Below are 16887 nucleotides of genomic sequence, written 5' to 3' on the forward strand. Positions count from 1 at the left end.
GCCTACTTCTGTTCTTTTGGTTCTGCCACACTGATTAAGAAGTCAATGGCTTCCATTTCTTCTCTGGTCAAATACCGTCCTAATTCCGGATTCTTCAAAATGGCTTTTGCTTTTTCGATCGTCATCAGATTCTCTCCTGAACTCGTAATCATACTTTCTTTGTATCGGAGGAAAAGATGATTTTTCAAGCAACAAATGAAACTACAGAATGGTCCCCCACCCTGAAAGAAGTCTTCATAATAAAACTGCTTTCCATCTATTCAAAAAATACTAAAAACTTAATTGACTTGTGAAGAGTTAGTATATATAGTAGTGTGTATTATTCTTCTTTTGGGTTGATTGAGAACATAGGCTTCATTCTTTTGTGATAGATTGAACAAGCCTTAACTACCATTCCAATGATTGGAATTCCCTTTATTGAGGATTTTTAGTAATTTCTCCCGAAACATCTAAAGAAGTGCTTAAATCAGTATTCACAACATCATGAAGAGGAGACAAGTGTATATGCAGCAAAAAATATCGTTTTCAACCTATGCCCTGATTGGGACCATGTTATTTGGAATGTACTTTGGAGCGGGGAATTTGATTTTCCCTATTCAATTAGGACAGCTAGCAGGCACGAACTTCTGGCCTGCATTGATTGGCTTCCTGGTGACAGCCATCGGCCTCCCTTTTTTAGGCATATTGGCAATTGGCCTTTCAGGTAGCACTGGGCTGCGTGATCTAGCCAGTAGAGTGCACCCTGTTTTCGGCATCGGCTTTGCGACAGTTCTTTACCTGACAATTGGACCCTTTTTTGCGATTCCAAGAACAGCCACTGTCCCGTTCGTCGTTGGTTTTGAACCCTACATTGCACCAGGACAAGCTGGTTTGTGGCTCGGGATTTTCAGTTTCGTTTTCTTTGCCATCGTTTACTTTTTCTCATTGCATCCTGCAAAGGTGATGGACTACATTGGAAAATACCTAACACCCGCTTTTCTCGTATTTTTATTTATATTAATTGGCATCTCAGTCATGAAGCCGATGGGCAGCTTTGGAGAACCGAACGGCGCCTATACCAATTTGGCTTTTATTACTGGCTTCAAAGAGGGATATAATACAATGGACGCCCTTGCATCCCTGGCATTCGGGATTGTTGTCATCAATGCCCTCAAAGGGCAAGGCATTACCTCCCGGCAGGACATTGCCAGGGCTACCTTGAAATCAGGTATATTCGCAATGACATTGATGATGCTGATATACGGACTAATAACGTATATGGGGGCATCTAGCGTATTATCTATTGGAACATTCGAGAATGGTGGACAAATTTTTTCTGCAGTTGCCCAACACTATTTTGGGCCATTCGGTACAATCCTGCTTGCTATCATCATTGTACTGGCATGTTTAAAAACTAGCATTGGGTTAATCACGGCCTGCAGCGAGTTTTTTCATGATCTATTACCAAAGGTTTCTTATCAAAGATTTGTTCTTCTTCTATGCATCGTTTCTTTCACAATTGCAAACTTTGGTTTGAACAATATCATCCAATTTGCTGTACCGGTTTTAATGTTCCTGTATCCATTGGCGATCATCCTTATCTTATTGACTCTGATGTCCCCGCTTTTCGGAAATAAGCAAAGCGTATATGCCGCTTCAATTGTGATGACATTCTTTGTGAGTTTTTTTGATGGATATACTGCTTTGGTCGCGAACCTGCCAATTATAGATGTTTCATTATTCAATTCTGTAACGTCAATATTCAGGGATCATCTTCCTCTATACGATATTGGTCTTGGATGGCTCATTCCTGCAGCCCTAGGCGCTATCTTGGGGTATATGTTGCCTAAATCTCCATTAACTCTAAATAAATACCAAAAAGAACTGTAGTTTTTACACTGCAGTTCTTTTGGTTTTCCAATAGGATAATCTTCAATGGACGTCCTTGTTTAATAACAAATCATTTATTTACTTTCCTTTGAGCTTTTAATGCTACCTTTTCAAAACCATTCCCTCTTTCCTCCGCAAATTCAATATCAGCTTTCGGAAGAGCTTTATCATGCTTAGGTTTTTTCTTAGCCATTTCCTTCACCACCCTTTATCAACTCTGGTTATCAGAGCATACAGTATGGACATAACCCTTTTTACATCCACATTTTTAGTTTGTGTTTCTTTTCAAGGGCTATGCTTTTTGTTCAATGGTAACCAAGTACCCAATTAATTGACCACTTTTATCGTTAATGCCTCTTATCAGCCAAGAAAAATGCTGCCGATCATGTAACCGGCAGCATTTTTTATAGAATTCAGAAAAAATCAATTCGAAAGGCTATTATATTCATCCTTTATTTCTTTAACCGTTTGATAGAATTGTTCGCCCCAATGATCATTGACTGTATGGAATTTGACATTACCTTTTTCATCAAGCAGTCCATATCCCCTGTAGGCTACATCTCCATTTTTCATGTCAAAACGCTCTATCATTTTCAAATCAGGATCAGATATGAAAGGCAAACTTTTGCCGTATTTCTCGGCCAGAGCATCGTATAATTCTCGTTGTTGTTCAGGCGTATCTTTACTGATAATATACATATTTACATCCAGATTTTTTAATTGATCAAGGTTCTCATGCAACTGAACCAGCTGCTGTTGACAAAGAGTTCAGGTGTATGTGGTAATGAAAAAAAATAGTGTTGGTTTTTCCTGCGGGAAAGTAATTTCGTCCTTGTCCTGATTTAACAATGTCAAGTTTCCTTCTAATTTTGTTTGTCCGCACCCTGCCAGGACCAGGACCGACAAGAGCATAAATAATATGATGTTTGATTTCATGGGTATCTCCCTATTCAGTTATCTAGATACTAAAATATTCTAATTAATTCAACAATAGGTTTTCAAAATTACTTCCTTATTGAATCATCCGCAAAAATTGTTTTGTGCGGTCAGCTGTTGGATTGGTGAAAATGCTGTCAGGTGCTCCCCGTTCAACGATTACACCGCCGTCCATAAAGATCACTTCATCTGCCGCTTCCTGGGCAAATCGCATTTCATGAGTGACGACGACCATTGTCATGCCTTCGTTTGCCAGATCCTTCATTACTTTTAACACTTCGCCAACAAGCTCAGGGTCCAGGGCAGATGTCGGCTCGTCAAACAGCATGACTTCCGGCTCCATCGCCAGTGCCCTGGCAATTCCCACACGCTGCTGCTGGCCGCCTGACAGTTGAAATGGATAATAATCCATTTTGTCAGAAAGCCCTACCTTTTCGAGAAAGAATGCTGCTTTCTTGCGAGCCTTATCCTTCGTTTCTTTTTTTACAGTCAAAGGTCCTTCCATAACATTCTCCAGTGCCGTCATATGCGGGAATAGATTATATCCTTGGAAGACCATACCGGTAAGACGACGGAACGAAGAGATAGATTTTGGTGAAACCTTTGTAGAAAAGTCAATCTTCTGCCCGCCAATAGAAATTCTTCCTTCTGTTGGTGTTTCAAGAACATTCAGGCAGCGAAGAAAGGTAGTTTTGCCGGATCCTGATGGACCGATAATGACTACAACTTTCCCTTTTTCAATTTCAAGATCAAGACCTTTTAACACTTTCAGCTGGTCAAAAGATTTTTTTAAACCTTTAATAGAGATCATACAAATCCTCCTTACACACTCACTCTAGCGAGAAACATATCGGTCAAGTCGATGTTCAATTCTTCCCTGAACAATTGAAAGGATAAAGCAGATAACCCAGTAAATAAGCGCTGCTTCCGTGTAGAGAAGAAGAAATTCATAATTTGTAGTCGCGATTTCCTGTGCACGCCGAAACATTTCGGTTAACAGAATCATGGATGCAAGGGAGGTATCTTTAACTAAACTAATAAAAGTATTAGACAGGGGTGGAATGGATACCCTTGCAGCCTGTGGGATAATGATTCTCCTCAATACCTGCCTGCTGCTCATTCCGATGGAATATCCCGCCTCCCATTGACCCTTAGGTATTGAAAGAATGGCTGCCCTTATAATTTCAGACGCATAGGCACCAACATTCAGGCTGAATCCGATGATGGCAGACGGCCATGGGTCCAGTGTAATTCCAATGGTAGGCAAACCATAGAACAAGATGAATAACTGAACCAATAAAGGTGTCCCTCTGATTGCGGATACGTAGATCCTGGCAATCATCTGCAGAACTTTTACATCTGAAATCCTGGCTAGTGCAGTCAAGACGGCTAGTCCTAATCCACAAATAAAGGAAATCAGCGTTAAAGGGATTGTATAAAAAATAGCCCCCTGTAATAGGGGGACAACTGAATTTTGGGCAATTTCCATCAGTCTTGCCAACCTTTCAGGGTCAGCCATTATATTATTCAAGTACATTTTCACCAAACCATTTCAAGGAAATTTTGTCATAGGTACCATCTGCTACCATATCTGCAAGCGCACTATTCACCGCTTCGACAAGGGTGTCACTGTCTTGTCTGAACATCAAACCGCTTTTGGAAGCATCTTCGCTCTCAGCAACTATTTTCACCTTTGCTTCTGGCTTAGCCTTTTTAAAGTCAAGGAAGGAAAGACTTTCATTGATCGTTGCATCCACTCGTTTCGATAAAATGAGTTCAATGGACTGATTGAAGCCATCAACACCAACGATTTCTGCTCCGTTTTCCCTTGCAATGTCAGCATAGTTGCTGGTCATGGACTGGGCAGCCTTTTTACCTTTCAGATCTTCAAAACCTTTTAATTCAGTATTTTTTTCATGAGCAATCAATACTGCAGTAGAGGTGATATAAGGTTTGGAGAATAAATACTTCTCCTCCCTTTCCGCCTTAATTCCCACCTGGTTTGCAACCATATCGAAACGCTTTGCATCAAGACCAGCAAACATGGCATCCCATTGGGTTTCTTTAAACTCCGCTTGAACCCCTAGTCTCTTAGCAACTTCTTTTGCAATTTCAACATCAAAGCCTGTTAGATTCCCGTCCTTGTCATGGAAAGTAAATGGAGGATAGGTACCTTCTGTCCCCACTAGGAGTTTCCCTTCTTTTTCTACCTTGGCAAGAACTGCGTTTTCTTCCTCAGTTGCATCGTTTCCTTGCAGCACTTCATCATCTTGCCCCTGCTCACCGCATCCAGAAATTAATAGAACAGCGGAAAGGATTAGAACAAGTAAAAAAGAAAGTCTTTTCATTTTAATTCCTCCTATTTCAGTTGGTTTAATAAGATTTAATTATCATAATTCAATTTCTTATGACAGTCAAAGGTTTATACTTCACTTTAAATCGATTCCAATTGTCTGTGTTATTAGAATTTTAACCGCTAAAAGAAATGCGAATTTACTTAAAAAGTGAAATATGAATTAATCGTTAATTTACATTTATCTCTTGATTTCTTATTTACTTTTTCCCTGTAAGCAAAATTGCATTCCTGGAGAAATGCTATTGTCATCCAATTGCTCAGGAATTTTCCCAGTTTTCCCAGTAATAGCAATATGCTTAAAACAATTTTTAACTTGGATTTTATTTAAAACGACAATCAAAAGGCTGTCCACTAGATATTAAGATTTCAATACTTTAGTATGGCTTTTTATTAAGAGCTATTTTTTGCACATTAATCTCCTTAAATCGGAAAACATAAATTGGTCATCAAAAATCCAGCAGGAAAACAATATGCAAATGCAAAACATGAACCAAAACGGAAATTTTTCAAACTGGATGATGACAAGTCAGACAGTGATGGAAAGTAACTCCTTTGGAGTCAATAAAATGCTGTTTCTTCAGGGATGAAGAAACAGCATTTTTCATTCTATGGTTTGTAAGTGATTGCCTGTTTCCCGAATTGCTCCCAGCCTGCGATGAATTCTTCTTTTGAGAGCTTATCGTTTTTATCGCCTAGTGGATCGTTAACATATACATTATTGTCGTCAAAACCTGTCACTAAAACGGAATGCCATTTGTAGGTGATTTTTTCTTTGCCCTTTTTGGTATTCCATGTTTCCCAGTGTTTGTCTGGTACGACGGCAAATGTACTTGGTACCAGCACCCAGACTGGCCGGCCATCTTTAACATGCTTCTCCACTTCGTTAAATTCTTTTCCGGTCAGGTCCAGTATTCTTCCTGGAAGGTAAACTTCTCCCAATTCTGCAACAGGACCATGGTAGACCCCAAGTCCCGGCTTGTCCAATGTTTTCATATTACCTACAAACCCCTCGCCCGGGTGTCCCTTCAATCCGCCTTTTTCAAAAGGAACACGGTCGATTTCCTTTGATAACTCCATCTTGCCAACATCCTTGCCCGCATGCTGCAAAAGCATAGCAAGTGTTGTGACCTCACAGCCTCGTTCTAACTCAGGCAATTGGGAGATATGGGGAGCATCAAGCTTCACTTTTGATTCACTGCTGTCATTTGAGTTCTCCCTCTCAGCTTGCTGCTTATCTTCAGATGCCTGGTCTGTTTCAGGAGGAGGACTTTCAGCTCCCGAACACCCTGCAAGCATGATGATCAACGTTAAAATAGTTTTTCTCAACCTTCTTCTCTCCTTGTAGAATTTGTTTGCGTTTGCCTTTAATTGTAAAAAAAACCTTAGTACCGGTACGGTTCTAAGGTTCTGTTCCTGCGTTATTATTCTTCAGTAGATTCCTCGATGATCTGCTGTTCCTCTTCGGTTAATTCTTCGTCATTCTCGGTTGTACCTTCTCTTGGTTCATCAGGTAATTCGTGGGTACCATCTGGTTCCGGAGGAGCTTGCTCATCTTGTTCCATTACTGGATCTTCTTCCGGCGGGGGCTCTTCATTGGCTCCGCACCCAGCTAGCAACAGGCCTGTTCCCAACGTGAAAGAAATCATTAGGTTTCTATTCTTCATGATGCCACTCCTTCCTATTCCAGTCTTATTTACTTATAACCCAAATGGGTATAGATAAACATCTATATAGTGATTTTTAACATGTCAGCATCCTCTGAAATAGAAAAGCTGCAAACCACCCGGCTTGCAGCTTTTCATCATTATAAAGGTTTTCCTGCATCGTTTTTCGTATTAAACTTTTTTCGCCCTGTAAACATAGGAAATAAAATTGTCAGCAAGCTTACAATGATCAGTGTCAGCGCGATTGGCTTATCCATAAAGATAGCCAGACTACCGTTTGAGATCGTCAGCGTTTGCCTGAAGGCTTGCTCCATCATTCCTCCAAGGATAAAAGCGAGAATGAATGGTGCTGCCGGAAACGAGAACATCCTCATCAGGAACCCAATGATTCCAAACGCGACTAACATATACAAATCAAAGGTGTTGAGGCTAATGGCATATACTCCAATCAAGCTGAAAATGATTACGAGTGAGATCAATAGCGGTCTTGGAATCCTGAGGACCCTTGCGATGTATGGGATCAACGGAAGGTTCAGGATTAAAAGAAAAATATTTCCGATATACATACTGGCGATAATCCCCCAGAATACTTCTGGACGGTCCTGAATCAATAGTGGCCCTGGCTGAACTCCTAATACTAAAAAAGCCCCCAATAAAACGGCTGTTGTCCCCGACCCTGGAATCCCCAGGCTGAGAAGTGGCACGAATGCGCCTCCAGTAGCGGCATTATTCGCTGTTTCAGGTGCTGCCAGTCCTTTGATTGAACCTTTTCCGAATTCTTCTGGCTTTTTTGCCAGCTTCTTTTCCGTGATATAAGCAATGAAGGATGCGATTGTTGCTCCAGCGCCTGGCAAGACACCGATGAGGAATCCCAGGAAGGATTGCCTTGTCATCGGTCCGCTCATTTCCTTTACATCTTCCTTGGACAAACGAAGGCTGCCAATCTCTTTATTGTCACTCATTGAATTGTCTTTACGATTCAAGACAAGTGTACTGACCTCAGCCAAAGCGAATAAACCGAGCGCGATGACCAGGAAGTCGATACCCTCGAGAAGATTCGGGTTCCCGAATGTGAATCTGCTTGTACCAGTCTGACTGTCAATCCCAATTGTTACAACGATAAATCCTAGTGTAGCTGATATAAATGCCTTGATTGTAGAGCCGTCTGACAGACTTGATATGGCTGTCAATCCCAAAAACATCAAGGCGAAATATTCAGCTGGCCCAAACGAAACAGCGACAGCCGATAGGATTGGCGTAAATAACATGAGCAAAATGACACTGACTGTCCCGCCTGTAAAAGAGGCAATTGCGGCGATGGCCAGCGCCTTTCCTGCTTTCCCTTGCTGCGCCATTGGATATCCATCAAACGCTGTTGCAACCGTCCCGGCAACACCCGGTGCGTTAAGGAGGATCGAGGAGCTTGAGCCTCCAAAGATGGCACCATAATAAACCCCGGCCATCATAACCAATGCTACCGTCGGATCCATACTGTAAGTGATCGGGATCATGATTGCGATTGCACTGATTGGCCCCAATCCTGGCATCATTCCGATGAAAGTACCTACAAAAACACCTATAAAAACAAACAGGACTCCCTCTAAGCTAAAAGCCACTTGAAATCCTGACATTAAACCTTGAAATGCATCCATGTTCTACCCTCCTTTTACAACGGGATAATTCCTGCTGGCAGATTTATTTTCAAAAGATAGTTGAAAAGTCCATAAATAACTAACGAAAATACAACCGAAACTATGGCGTTCGTTACATGCTTTCTATATCCAAGGAATAAGGAGCATCCGAAAATAAACAAAGCAGTCATGATTAAGAAGCCAATGATTTCTAATAGGAAAATATAGATTAATATGAAAACAAGTACGGCAACTAGCAATAGAACATTCTCTTTGGTGATGGTACGCTTTAGTTTTTCCGCTTCAGTCTCTTCCTTTTTATCAAAGTATAGAAGGACAGCGAAAAACAATAAAAGTAAGCCTAGACCCTTTGGGACAACATCTGCATCGATAATGGCATTAGGGTATTTCGGCAGATTAAAGCTTAATAGCAAATAGAAACCTGCCAGAATTGCCAGGATAACTGCAATTTTTTGATTGATCCTGCTAAGCAATGGTGGTCACCTCTTTTAATAGAATGAAAGATAGAACAGGCATAACTGCTCTATCTTTCTCAAAAGTTCCTTTTATTCTTATGAAAATTAGCGGGCCAATCCTAGCTCTTCAAGAAGCTTTTTCATGTCTTCCGCTTCTTTTTTCAAGAACTCGCTGTACTCTTCGCTATCCATGTAAAGTTCTCCCCATCCATACTTCTTGCGGATTTCATCCCACGCAGGCGAGTCGCTTAGCTCTTTGAATTTATCTTCATAGTACTTAACAGCTGCAGGGTCCATTCCAGGAGGACCGAAGAAGCCTCTCCAGTTTACAAACGTTTCATCAATTCCCTGTTCCTTGGCTGTTTGGAAGTCAGATAAGACTTCTCCTTCCAGTCTCTCCTCAGAAGTGATACCAAGAACTTTGATTTTTCCTGCTTTTACTTGTTCAATCGTCTCTGCTACACCTGTTGTATAAACATCCACGCTTCCATTCAATACAGCAGTTAAACCACCCGCATCCGGATCAGAAATATACTTAATTTTAGTTACATCAACGCCAGCGGCCTTAGCAATTTTCACAAACTGCATATGGTCCATACTCCCCGGTGATGAAGTTCCAATAACGCTGACGCTTGCAGGATCCTTTTTCATATCTTCAAATAAATCATTCAGGTTATTCCACTTGGCATCTGATTTAACAACGAATGCACCGTAGTCTGCAATTACGTTCGCAAGCGGAGTGAAGTCTTCGTACCCATATTCAGATTGTCCATTTAAAGGCACTAAAATTAATGGCGGTGATGCAACGAACATATTGTGCTCGCTGTCTTTTTTACCAGCGATATAGGCCCATCCAATGGCTCCCCCTCCACCAGCTTTATTGACAACCGGTAAACGCTTGTCAATTATTTTCTCCTGTTCAAAAACCTGTGAAGCCATGCGGGCTGTTGTATCCCAACCGCCCCCTGGTCCAGCTGGAGCGGTAATTTCAATCGGTTGAGTCGGTTTCCATTCTCCATTTTCCCCTGTTGCATTGCTGTCGCCAGAAGACTGGTTCGAACATCCTGCTGCCAGCAGCATCGTGAACGCCGCAGCCGTCGCTAAAAACTTTTTCATTTTGTTTCCCCCTTTATTAAACTTTCTTCTTCCATCCTTAAACGCTATGTTAATTCAGAATAATTAAAATGTAACCGTTTGCAATTTTACTTTCATAAAAACCTTTTTGTGTGTTTTGTTCATTTTGTTCATGGAGTTTTCCAAATTGAATTGCGAGTATTGAAATGCATATAAAAAAACATCTCCTTTAAAGGAGATGCATCAAATCAAATAGTATTTTCGCTCTGGCCTTCCAACAATTCCGTATTCCAGTTCAGCCCTTGCCTTGCCTACAGAAATTAAATATTCCAAATATCTTCTGGCTGTTGTTCTTGAAGCGCCTAAATGTTCACTTAAATCCTCCGCATTAATGCCACTTTTTAGCGAATTTAATGTTTCCTCCACTTTTCCGAGTGTTAACGGATCGATTCCTTTTGGCAGAAAATCTGATTCTCCGACAGCCTGCCCTCCGGTAAATACCTGATCTATTACTGCCTGATTAAATTCCTCATTAGATTCCATTAGTTCCCTGCGTCTAACCACCTTCTCCAAGGCTTCCTTGAATCGTTCAAAAGTGACTGGCTTTACTATATAATCAATAACTCCATTGCGTATGGAAGGTTCCACTACTTTACGTTCTGTTGAAGCAGTGATCAAGATAATATCCAAATTCTCAAATCTTTTTCTTAAAACTGGCAGCATTGATACACCGTTACGGTCTGGAAGATAGTTATCCAGCAATAACACATCTACTTCTTTATTCTCCAAAAGCTCCACGGCTTCCTTTGCATTCAATGCCTTGCCCACGACTGCAATACCCTCGATTTTCTCTATAAACTGTTCATGAATTGACGCAACCCTGAAATCATCTTCAGCAATAGCTGCCTTGATCATCACCATCACCCCTTCTCCCTGTGTTCTCAATCTTCCTTTAGTCCCTAATTTGCAACATTATGCCTTTTCTTCGGCAGGTAAACGGTCAATATCGATCCTTTGCCTGATTTTGATTCGACCTCAATGTTTCCATGAAGTTTGTCAATTGCCTGTTTAACAATTGCAAGTCCGTAACCACGATTTTCTTCACCCTTGGTAGAAAAGCCTGTTTCAAAGATTTTATCCGTTTCATCGACTGAAATCCCGGGTCCATTATCATATACTTCAATGATCAAGTCCTCTCCGAGATCGATTGCGAAGAATGTAACCTCACCGGCTTTGTTCCCTTCTACTGCATCGAAGGCATTGTCAAGTAAGTTCCCGATGATAGATATTACGTCTGTATAGGGAATATGTGCCGGAAGAGGGCCCATACTGCTATTCTCATCAATGATGAACTGAATTTTTTTCTCAGAGGCTTTTCCCAGTTTACCTAATAATAATGCTTGTATTTTCGTATCAAAGATTTGGTCAAAAATGATCTTGTTTTGACTTTCATGGACTTCTGATTCTGCCTGGATCATTTCAATCGCTTCGTCATGCTTGCCCAGTTGGAGCAAACCTGAGAGCACATAAAGCTTGTTGGAAAATTCATGTGTTTGGGCACGTAAATCCTCAGAATACCTTTGTACTTCAGTCAAAGTCTCGAGCATTTTATTGATTTCTGTTTTATCCCGAAATGTTGATACTACCCCGATCACTTCACCGTTTTCAAAAATTGGAGTGCGGTTAATGATCATATCTCTATTTCTTAATGTAATTTCATGATCACGGTCCGGCTTTCCTGATTCCAGTACACGATAGACGCCGGTATTGGGGATGATCCTTTCTATCTTTTGATTTAAGCTGTCCTCTTGTATATCTAATAGTTCCTTTGCAGATTGGTTAATCATTGTAATATAACCATCTTTATCGACTGAGATAATACCTTCCTTTATCGAATAAAGGATTGCATTCCGTTCAAGGTATAGAGATGTCATTTCATGAGGCTCCAATCCTAGAGTTGTCCTCCGGATGTTTTTAGCCAAAAGATAGCTTGCGACAATTCCAATCATCACAACGATTAATGAAATTAGCCCCATTTCCTTGCCCCTCTGAAAAGCATCCTCTTTCAGGTCAGCGATCATATAGCCAACTGAAATAATACCGACTATCTCCCCTTGCTGATTTCGGATGGGGCCCTTTCCCCTGATTGACTGGCCAAGCGAACCCTCCGCCTTTGATATATAAAATTCACCTTTTAAAGCAGGGCTGTTATCTCCTCCAACCATTGACAGGCCAAGTTTCTTCTCGTCTGGATGCGCATATCTGAGTCCGTCTTTATTGCCTACAACAATGAATTGAGCACCGGTTTCCCTCCTGATTTGATTCATGAGAGGCTGAAGTGTTTTAGAGGGATCTTCATTGTCAAAAGCATTAATAACGGTAGGCATGGAAGCGACTGTTTTTGCCAATTGAAGAGCCTGGTTTCCCCTCTGCTTTTCAACTTGTTTATATTCAATTACCAGTGAAATAACAAGAAAAATAAAGATGATAAACACCGTATTAACAATATTTGAGCCAATGATCTTTGTTTGCAGGGACATTGGAAGTTTTTTTCGTTTCATGACTCCCCCGGTAAAAAATTATTATAAATCTATTAATATTCTAATAATTTTCGACATTCTTGTCACCCTAATCTATCAAGTTTGAATACCCTGGCGCTTTTTTACATTGATGATGGAAGAAATATTGCTTCCAAAAGTGTTCAATCCCAGGTGACTATCCTTGCTGGTGCTAGTTTGTCTGTACACGAACGGGGAAAATTGCTGGAAAACTCTATTGGACAAGCCGGACAGCGTATTCGCGTTTTGTGTCCATTTGAAGAGGTCTATCGGACAAAACAAGCGGTCTTTTCGCAATTTTTGTCCGTTAGAAGGGCTCTATCGGACAAAACGAGCAGCCTTTTCACAATTCTTGTCCGTTAGAAGGGCTCTATCGGACAATACGATCGACCTTTTCGCAATATTTGTCCGTTAGAAGGGCTCTATCGGACAAAACAAGGGTCTTTTTTGTAATTTTTGTCCATTAGAAGGGCTCTATCGGACAAAACAAGCAGCCTTTTGACAATTCTTGTCCGTTAGAAGGACTCTATCGGACAAAACGAGCGGTCTTTTCGCAATTTTTGTCCATTAGAAGGACTCTAGCGTTCTTTTTATAACCAGTGTCGATTGTACTGAAGGCCTGCTCTTTTCACAATTTGTTTCTATAGTGGAGGAAGCAACCTGAATACGAGGTGTTAAACTGAAATTAACTGTACTTGACCAATCTGTCATCAGCAAAGAGGATTCAGCCGGCTTTGAGGGAGGGTTTGTGGCTTTTGAGAGTAGAAAAGGGAATGGATACAAGAATTTCATGCTGGAAGAGGCGAGGAACACATTGCTGGCTGGCCCATTGATTTAAGAAGGGGGAATCCCCCTTCCCTGTTATTCCTTTAGATCTTTTTTAGTCATTTCGCTTCGAATGTTCACATCTTTGGATATGTTTCTTTCTTTATTGTTAGGATATTTGTTTTTACGTTCGCGGTTATCGTTACGATTTGTCATGTCCATCCCTCTTTCTTATTTTTTTCGGCTCTTGCCAGAGTTAATGTCCTGGTCATTGCCTAACTCACCATTCGTACGGCCTTTTTCCTTAGCGATCTTTCCGCCAAGTCTTACATTAGGCTGGCTGATTTCTTTTTCATTCATGTTTGTCACCCCCAGTTTTAAGATGCTCAATTTTTAAAAATAAATTTCGGAAATTAAATCTTTGTCATTGCACATCGTTTCTGTTATGTAATATACTTTAATTACATATTCTGTTATATAACAATAAAATGAGAGAGAGGTAGAAACATGACAAAGACGGATGCAATTGCACGGAGGATTTTGGGCTGGAAGCTTAACAGATGGGATCGCTGGTATGATTATGAAAAAGGTGTATTCATCAATGATTCCGAATTCCAGCCGGAGCGTAACCTTGTACATGCGATGCTGGTTGTCGAGAGACTGGAGAAATTAGGCTACAGCTTCTCATCTAATGGAGTTTCCGAGGCCGCTTTTAATCAATTTAAAGGTACGGGGGAAAATCTGCCTGAAGCAATTACAAATGCCGCCTATGCCATCATTGAAAATGACTCAGTTGTGTCCAGTACGTCCTTGTGGCGTAAGCTTTCATAATGCAAAAAGAGCTGCCATCCACACCTTGGAGGGCAGCTCTTTTGAATTTATTCCACTTTTTCGTCCTTCCCTGCCAGCCAGAATGAGGCGGCAATCGATGCGATTATGACAATGTAAGGTGCGTAAAACATTGTGAATTCAGCCATTTTCCAACCTCCTATGCGTGGTCGTTCCTTTTCCCCTGGACATAGTCTTTATTGAATAAAAACAATCTCAGCAGCAAGTACAGTGATGGAAGCAGAAGCCCCAGCCCTGCTACGAACGCGATGATGAGCGCAATCGCCATCGCTTCATTTGTAAAGCTGTCGTAAATGCTGAGAAACGGATATAACAGATACGGGTAATGGGAAACTCCATAAGCAAAGAAAGCAACAAAGAATTGCCCGGTCAATAGCCCGAACGCAACTCCGTATGACTTTCGTTTCCCAATCAGATACACTGTTCCTAAAAACAGGATGAAGGAGATGGCAAACAGCCACCATAAATCAACCAGCCTGCTGTAATGCTCGGGATTGTGGTCCCTGAGTTCAACGATGATTCCTGTTGCGGTCACGATCGCAGGCACCGACCAGATCAAGGCATATTTCCGCAGCAGCTCTGTAGCAGGTCCATCCTGTGCCTTATTCGCATACCACGTTAAAAAAACGGCAGATATATATAGAACTGCCGCCAGGCTAAGGACGACAATACTCCATGTCAATGGACTTGTGAACAGGGCCCAATAGTCCAATTCCACGCCCGATGCAGTCTCTTCCACGAAGCCTCCCTCTGAAATCGTCAGTACGATCGATAAGGAGGCCGGGATGAACAAGCCGGTAAGTCCATATAAATACGTATATCTCTTGTGCTTTAATCCACCGTAAGTAGTAAACGCATAGTAAGCCCCGCGGATGGCGAGCAAAACAACTCCAATGCTTGCCGGGACTAGCAGGATTGTTCCGTAGTAATAAGCTGTTTTAGGAAAGAACCCGACAATTCCCACGAAGAAAAATACAAGGAATACATTCGTGACTTCCCAAACAGGCGATAAATAACGCTGGATAATCCCTGTCAGGATATGCTGCTTTCCTCTGAACAGGCTATAAGCATTGAAAAAACCTGCTCCAAAATCGATGGAGGCGACGATGACATACCCAAAGAGAAAGAGCCAAAGAACCGAGATTCCGATTATTTCAAGTGTCATCGAAATTCACCTTCCTTCTCCAGTTCCCTGTCTGCCAGTTCTTGTTCAACTGTATTTTTCCGGAACATCCTTGTTAATACTACGGTGCTGCCAATGGCAAGAATCAAGTATAAACCTGCAAACAGAAGCAGCATCAAATCGACCTGTCCGCTTGTGGTCGCCGCATCCTCAACCTTCATGATTCCTCGAAGGATCCATGGCTGCCTTCCGACTTCAGCAAACCACCAGCCAAGTTCGATCGCCAGCATAGATAACGGTCCGCCGAAGACAATCAGCCAACGGTACCCTCTTGTCCTGATAAAACTCCATTTCATCCACACACCCACGACATAGACAAGTGAAAGGGCCATCATCCACATCCCGATTGTCACCATTCCATCAAACAAATAATGAATATACAACGGCGGGATTTCGTCTTCAGGGAATTCATTAAGACCAATCACTTCAGCGTTAGGATCGCTATGAGCGAGAATACTTAGTGCATATGGAATTTCAAGCGCATATTTTACTTCGCCGTCATCAAGAACACCATACAACATCAACGGAGCTCCCTCGTGTGTTTCGAAGTGCCATTCTGCTGCTGCCAGCTTTTCCGGCTGGTATTCTGCGAGGTATTTACCTGAAAAATCCCCGATGACCGCAGCCGCAATTGAAAAGATAAGACCGATTTTCATCGTTAAAAATAACGCTTTTTTATGATAGATATGATCCGAACCTTTTAGAAGTCGGAATGCGCCTATCGAAGCGAGTACAAATGCTGAGGTCATATAAGCTGTCGCCAGAACATGGGCGACCTTCGTCGGCATCGCCGGATTGAACATCGCAAGAACAGGATTGATATTGACCAGCTGGCCGTTCACAAGGTCAAATCCTTGCGGCGCATTCATGAACGCATTGACGATTGTGATGAACACGGCTGAAAACGATGCTCCAACTGCCACCGGAATCAACAGCAGCAAATGTTTCTTCTGATTTTCAAACCGGTCCCATGTATATAGATAAATTCCCAGGAAAATTGCTTCAAAGAAGAACGCGAAAGTTTCCATGAACAGCGGGAGAGCAATTACATTGCCCGCCAGTTCCATAAAATTTGGCCACAGCAAGGAAAGCTGCAGGCCAATAGCCGTCCCGGTCACAACTCCGACCGCAACGGTGATGACAAAGCCGCGCGTCCATCTTCTTGCGAGCAGGATATAATGCTCATCCTGTTTCTTGATTCCCAGCCACTGAGCGATCATGATCATCAGCGGTATCCCGACCCCGATGGTGGCATAAATAATATGAAAGGATAATGTAAGCTCCGTTAAGACACGGCTGAAAAAAACTGATTCTTCATTCCCCATTCTTTAACTCCCCTTTTCTACCCAGCAAAAATTCGTCCGATAAATGACAGACCCATGATTGCCGCCACAATAAAAGCCAGCCACATAAGCATTTTTTCTTGTTTTTTATACATATAGTCACCTCGAGAGTTTGTTCACTAAATCACATTTCGGCGCAAGCTCTGACCTGATCCTTTATACCGTATAATTGTGAGAGAAATA

Annotated in this window: 18 protein-coding genes and 1 pseudogene; 2 read left to right on the forward strand and 17 right to left on the reverse strand. The window is 41.7% G+C overall.

The window, feature by feature from the left end:
* Positions 1-2: 2 nt before the first annotated feature.
* Positions 3-125 carry a hypothetical protein gene (locus CD004_RS24490; protein WP_267892323.1) on the reverse strand — a complete coding sequence of 41 codons (123 nt, stop codon included), beginning with the start codon at positions 123-125 and terminating at the stop codon, positions 3-5.
* A 379-nt stretch (positions 126-504) separates the two neighbouring features.
* Here CD004_RS24490 and brnQ point away from each other — a divergent pair, with 379 nt between their 5' ends.
* Positions 505-1869: a branched-chain amino acid transport system II carrier protein gene (gene brnQ, locus CD004_RS18180; protein WP_102264032.1), complete on the forward strand. Its 1365-nt coding sequence runs from the start codon at positions 505-507 to the stop codon at positions 1867-1869.
* A gap of 70 nt (positions 1870-1939) precedes the next feature.
* Here brnQ and CD004_RS24495 read toward each other — a convergent pair whose 3' ends face one another.
* The 13 genes and pseudogenes from CD004_RS24495 to CD004_RS24500 all read right to left on the reverse strand — a co-directional run bounded on the left by CD004_RS24495 (position 1940) and on the right by CD004_RS24500 (position 13689).
* Complete coding sequence (locus tag CD004_RS24495) at positions 1940-2062, reverse strand: hypothetical protein (protein ID WP_264191076.1); 123 nt, start codon at positions 2060-2062, stop codon at positions 1940-1942.
* Between the two features lie 230 nt (positions 2063-2292).
* Positions 2293-2622, reverse strand: a pseudogene (locus CD004_RS18185) (redoxin domain-containing protein); the annotation flags it as partial.
* A 259-nt stretch (positions 2623-2881) separates the two neighbouring features.
* On the reverse strand, positions 2882-3616 hold the full coding sequence (locus CD004_RS18190) for an amino acid ABC transporter ATP-binding protein (RefSeq protein WP_102264034.1): 735 nt from the start codon (positions 3614-3616) through the stop codon (positions 2882-2884).
* Positions 3617-3640: 24 nt separating this feature from the next.
* Entirely contained in the window at positions 3641-4342 is a 702-nt protein-coding gene (locus CD004_RS18195; protein ID WP_102264035.1) for an amino acid ABC transporter permease, read from the reverse strand.
* Positions 4329-5153 (reverse strand): amino acid ABC transporter substrate-binding protein, encoded by an 825-nt coding sequence (locus CD004_RS18200; protein ID WP_102264036.1) that lies wholly within the window; start codon positions 5151-5153, stop codon positions 4329-4331. The genes CD004_RS18195 and CD004_RS18200 overlap by 14 nt, the downstream gene beginning before the upstream one ends.
* A 614-nt stretch (positions 5154-5767) precedes the next feature.
* Positions 5768-6487: a C39 family peptidase gene (locus CD004_RS18205; protein ID WP_102264037.1), complete on the reverse strand. Its 720-nt coding sequence runs from the start codon at positions 6485-6487 to the stop codon at positions 5768-5770.
* Positions 6488-6582: 95 nt separating this feature from the next.
* Positions 6583-6825 carry a hypothetical protein gene (locus CD004_RS18210; protein WP_102264038.1) on the reverse strand — a complete coding sequence of 81 codons (243 nt, stop codon included), beginning with the start codon at positions 6823-6825 and terminating at the stop codon, positions 6583-6585.
* A 140-nt stretch (positions 6826-6965) separates the two neighbouring features.
* Positions 6966-8477, reverse strand: coding sequence for a tripartite tricarboxylate transporter permease (locus CD004_RS18215; protein ID WP_102264039.1), 1512 nt, complete (start codon positions 8475-8477; stop codon positions 6966-6968).
* A 14-nt stretch (positions 8478-8491) separates the two neighbouring features.
* The gene (locus CD004_RS18220) at positions 8492-8950 is read right to left on the reverse strand and encodes a tripartite tricarboxylate transporter TctB family protein (RefSeq protein ID WP_102264040.1); all 459 of its coding nucleotides are present in this window, start codon (positions 8948-8950) and stop codon (positions 8492-8494) included.
* A gap of 87 nt (positions 8951-9037) precedes the next feature.
* Positions 9038-10048, reverse strand: coding sequence for a tripartite tricarboxylate transporter substrate binding protein (locus tag CD004_RS18225; RefSeq protein WP_102264041.1), 1011 nt, complete (start codon positions 10046-10048; stop codon positions 9038-9040).
* A 201-nt stretch (positions 10049-10249) separates the two neighbouring features.
* Positions 10250-10921, reverse strand: coding sequence for a response regulator (locus CD004_RS18230; protein ID WP_102265159.1), 672 nt, complete (start codon positions 10919-10921; stop codon positions 10250-10252).
* A 44-nt stretch (positions 10922-10965) separates the two neighbouring features.
* Positions 10966-12567, reverse strand: coding sequence for an ATP-binding protein (locus CD004_RS18235; RefSeq protein WP_102264042.1), 1602 nt, complete (start codon positions 12565-12567; stop codon positions 10966-10968).
* Between the two features lie 993 nt (positions 12568-13560).
* Positions 13561-13689 carry a hypothetical protein gene (locus CD004_RS24500; protein WP_264163776.1) on the reverse strand — a complete coding sequence of 43 codons (129 nt, stop codon included), beginning with the start codon at positions 13687-13689 and terminating at the stop codon, positions 13561-13563.
* A 147-nt stretch (positions 13690-13836) separates the two neighbouring features.
* On the opposite strand from CD004_RS24500, the gene CD004_RS18240 reads away from it, so the two are divergent.
* A complete protein-coding gene (locus tag CD004_RS18240) occupies positions 13837-14160 on the forward strand; it encodes a BC1872 family protein (protein WP_102264043.1) in 324 nt (107 codons plus the stop codon).
* Positions 14161-14207: 47 nt separating this feature from the next.
* Here the strand turns inward: CD004_RS18240 and cydS are convergent, their stop codons facing one another.
* From cydS to CD004_RS18250, 3 genes are read right to left on the reverse strand one after another with little or no spacing between them, the layout of a single operon-like run.
* A complete protein-coding gene (gene cydS / locus CD004_RS24670; RefSeq protein ID WP_404809874.1) occupies positions 14208-14306 on the reverse strand; it encodes a cytochrome bd oxidase small subunit CydS family protein in 99 nt (32 codons plus the stop codon).
* Between the two features lie 11 nt (positions 14307-14317).
* The gene (locus CD004_RS18245; RefSeq protein ID WP_102264044.1) at positions 14318-15343 is read right to left on the reverse strand and encodes a cytochrome d ubiquinol oxidase subunit II; all 1026 of its coding nucleotides are present in this window, start codon (positions 15341-15343) and stop codon (positions 14318-14320) included.
* Complete coding sequence (locus CD004_RS18250; RefSeq protein ID WP_102264045.1) at positions 15340-16686, reverse strand: cytochrome ubiquinol oxidase subunit I; 1347 nt, start codon at positions 16684-16686, stop codon at positions 15340-15342. Before CD004_RS18250 ends, CD004_RS18245 begins: the two co-directional genes overlap by 4 nt.
* Between the last annotated feature and the right edge of the window lie 201 nt (positions 16687-16887).

The sequence above is a fragment of the Mesobacillus jeotgali genome, from assembly GCF_002874535.1.
Lineage (GTDB): Bacteria > Bacillota > Bacilli > Bacillales > Cytobacillaceae > Mesobacillus > Mesobacillus jeotgali.

Coding starts and splice junctions, on each gene's coding strand:
- CD004_RS24490 (WP_267892323.1), bottom strand. CDS start 125: ATGACGATCGAAAAAGCAAAAGCCATTTTGAAGAATCCGGAATTAGGA.
- brnQ (WP_102264032.1), top strand. CDS start 505: ATGCAGCAAAAAATATCGTTTTCAACCTATGCCCTGATTGGGACCATG.
- CD004_RS24495 (WP_264191076.1), bottom strand. CDS start 2,062: ATGGCTAAGAAAAAACCTAAGCATGATAAAGCTCTTCCGAAAGCTGAT.
- CD004_RS18190 (WP_102264034.1), bottom strand. CDS start 3,616: ATGATCTCTATTAAAGGTTTAAAAAAATCTTTTGACCAGCTGAAAGTG.
- CD004_RS18195 (WP_102264035.1), bottom strand. CDS start 4,342: ATGTACTTGAATAATATAATGGCTGACCCTGAAAGGTTGGCAAGACTG.
- CD004_RS18200 (WP_102264036.1), bottom strand. CDS start 5,153: ATGAAAAGACTTTCTTTTTTACTTGTTCTAATCCTTTCCGCTGTTCTA.
- CD004_RS18210 (WP_102264038.1), bottom strand. CDS start 6,825: ATGAAGAATAGAAACCTAATGATTTCTTTCACGTTGGGAACAGGCCTG.
- CD004_RS18215 (WP_102264039.1), bottom strand. CDS start 8,477: ATGGATGCATTTCAAGGTTTAATGTCAGGATTTCAAGTGGCTTTTAGC.
- CD004_RS18225 (WP_102264041.1), bottom strand. CDS start 10,048: ATGAAAAAGTTTTTAGCGACGGCTGCGGCGTTCACGATGCTGCTGGCA.
- CD004_RS18230 (WP_102265159.1), bottom strand. CDS start 10,921: ATGATCAAGGCAGCTATTGCTGAAGATGATTTCAGGGTTGCGTCAATT.
- CD004_RS18235 (WP_102264042.1), bottom strand. CDS start 12,567: ATGAAACGAAAAAAACTTCCAATGTCCCTGCAAACAAAGATCATTGGC.
- CD004_RS24500 (WP_264163776.1), bottom strand. CDS start 13,689: ATGAATGAAAAAGAAATCAGCCAGCCTAATGTAAGACTTGGCGGAAAG.
- CD004_RS18240 (WP_102264043.1), top strand. CDS start 13,837: ATGACAAAGACGGATGCAATTGCACGGAGGATTTTGGGCTGGAAGCTT.
- cydS (WP_404809874.1), bottom strand. CDS start 14,306: ATGGCTGAATTCACAATGTTTTACGCACCTTACATTGTCATAATCGCA.
- CD004_RS18245 (WP_102264044.1), bottom strand. CDS start 15,343: ATGACACTTGAAATAATCGGAATCTCGGTTCTTTGGCTCTTTCTCTTT.
- CD004_RS18250 (WP_102264045.1), bottom strand. CDS start 16,686: ATGGGGAATGAAGAATCAGTTTTTTTCAGCCGTGTCTTAACGGAGCTT.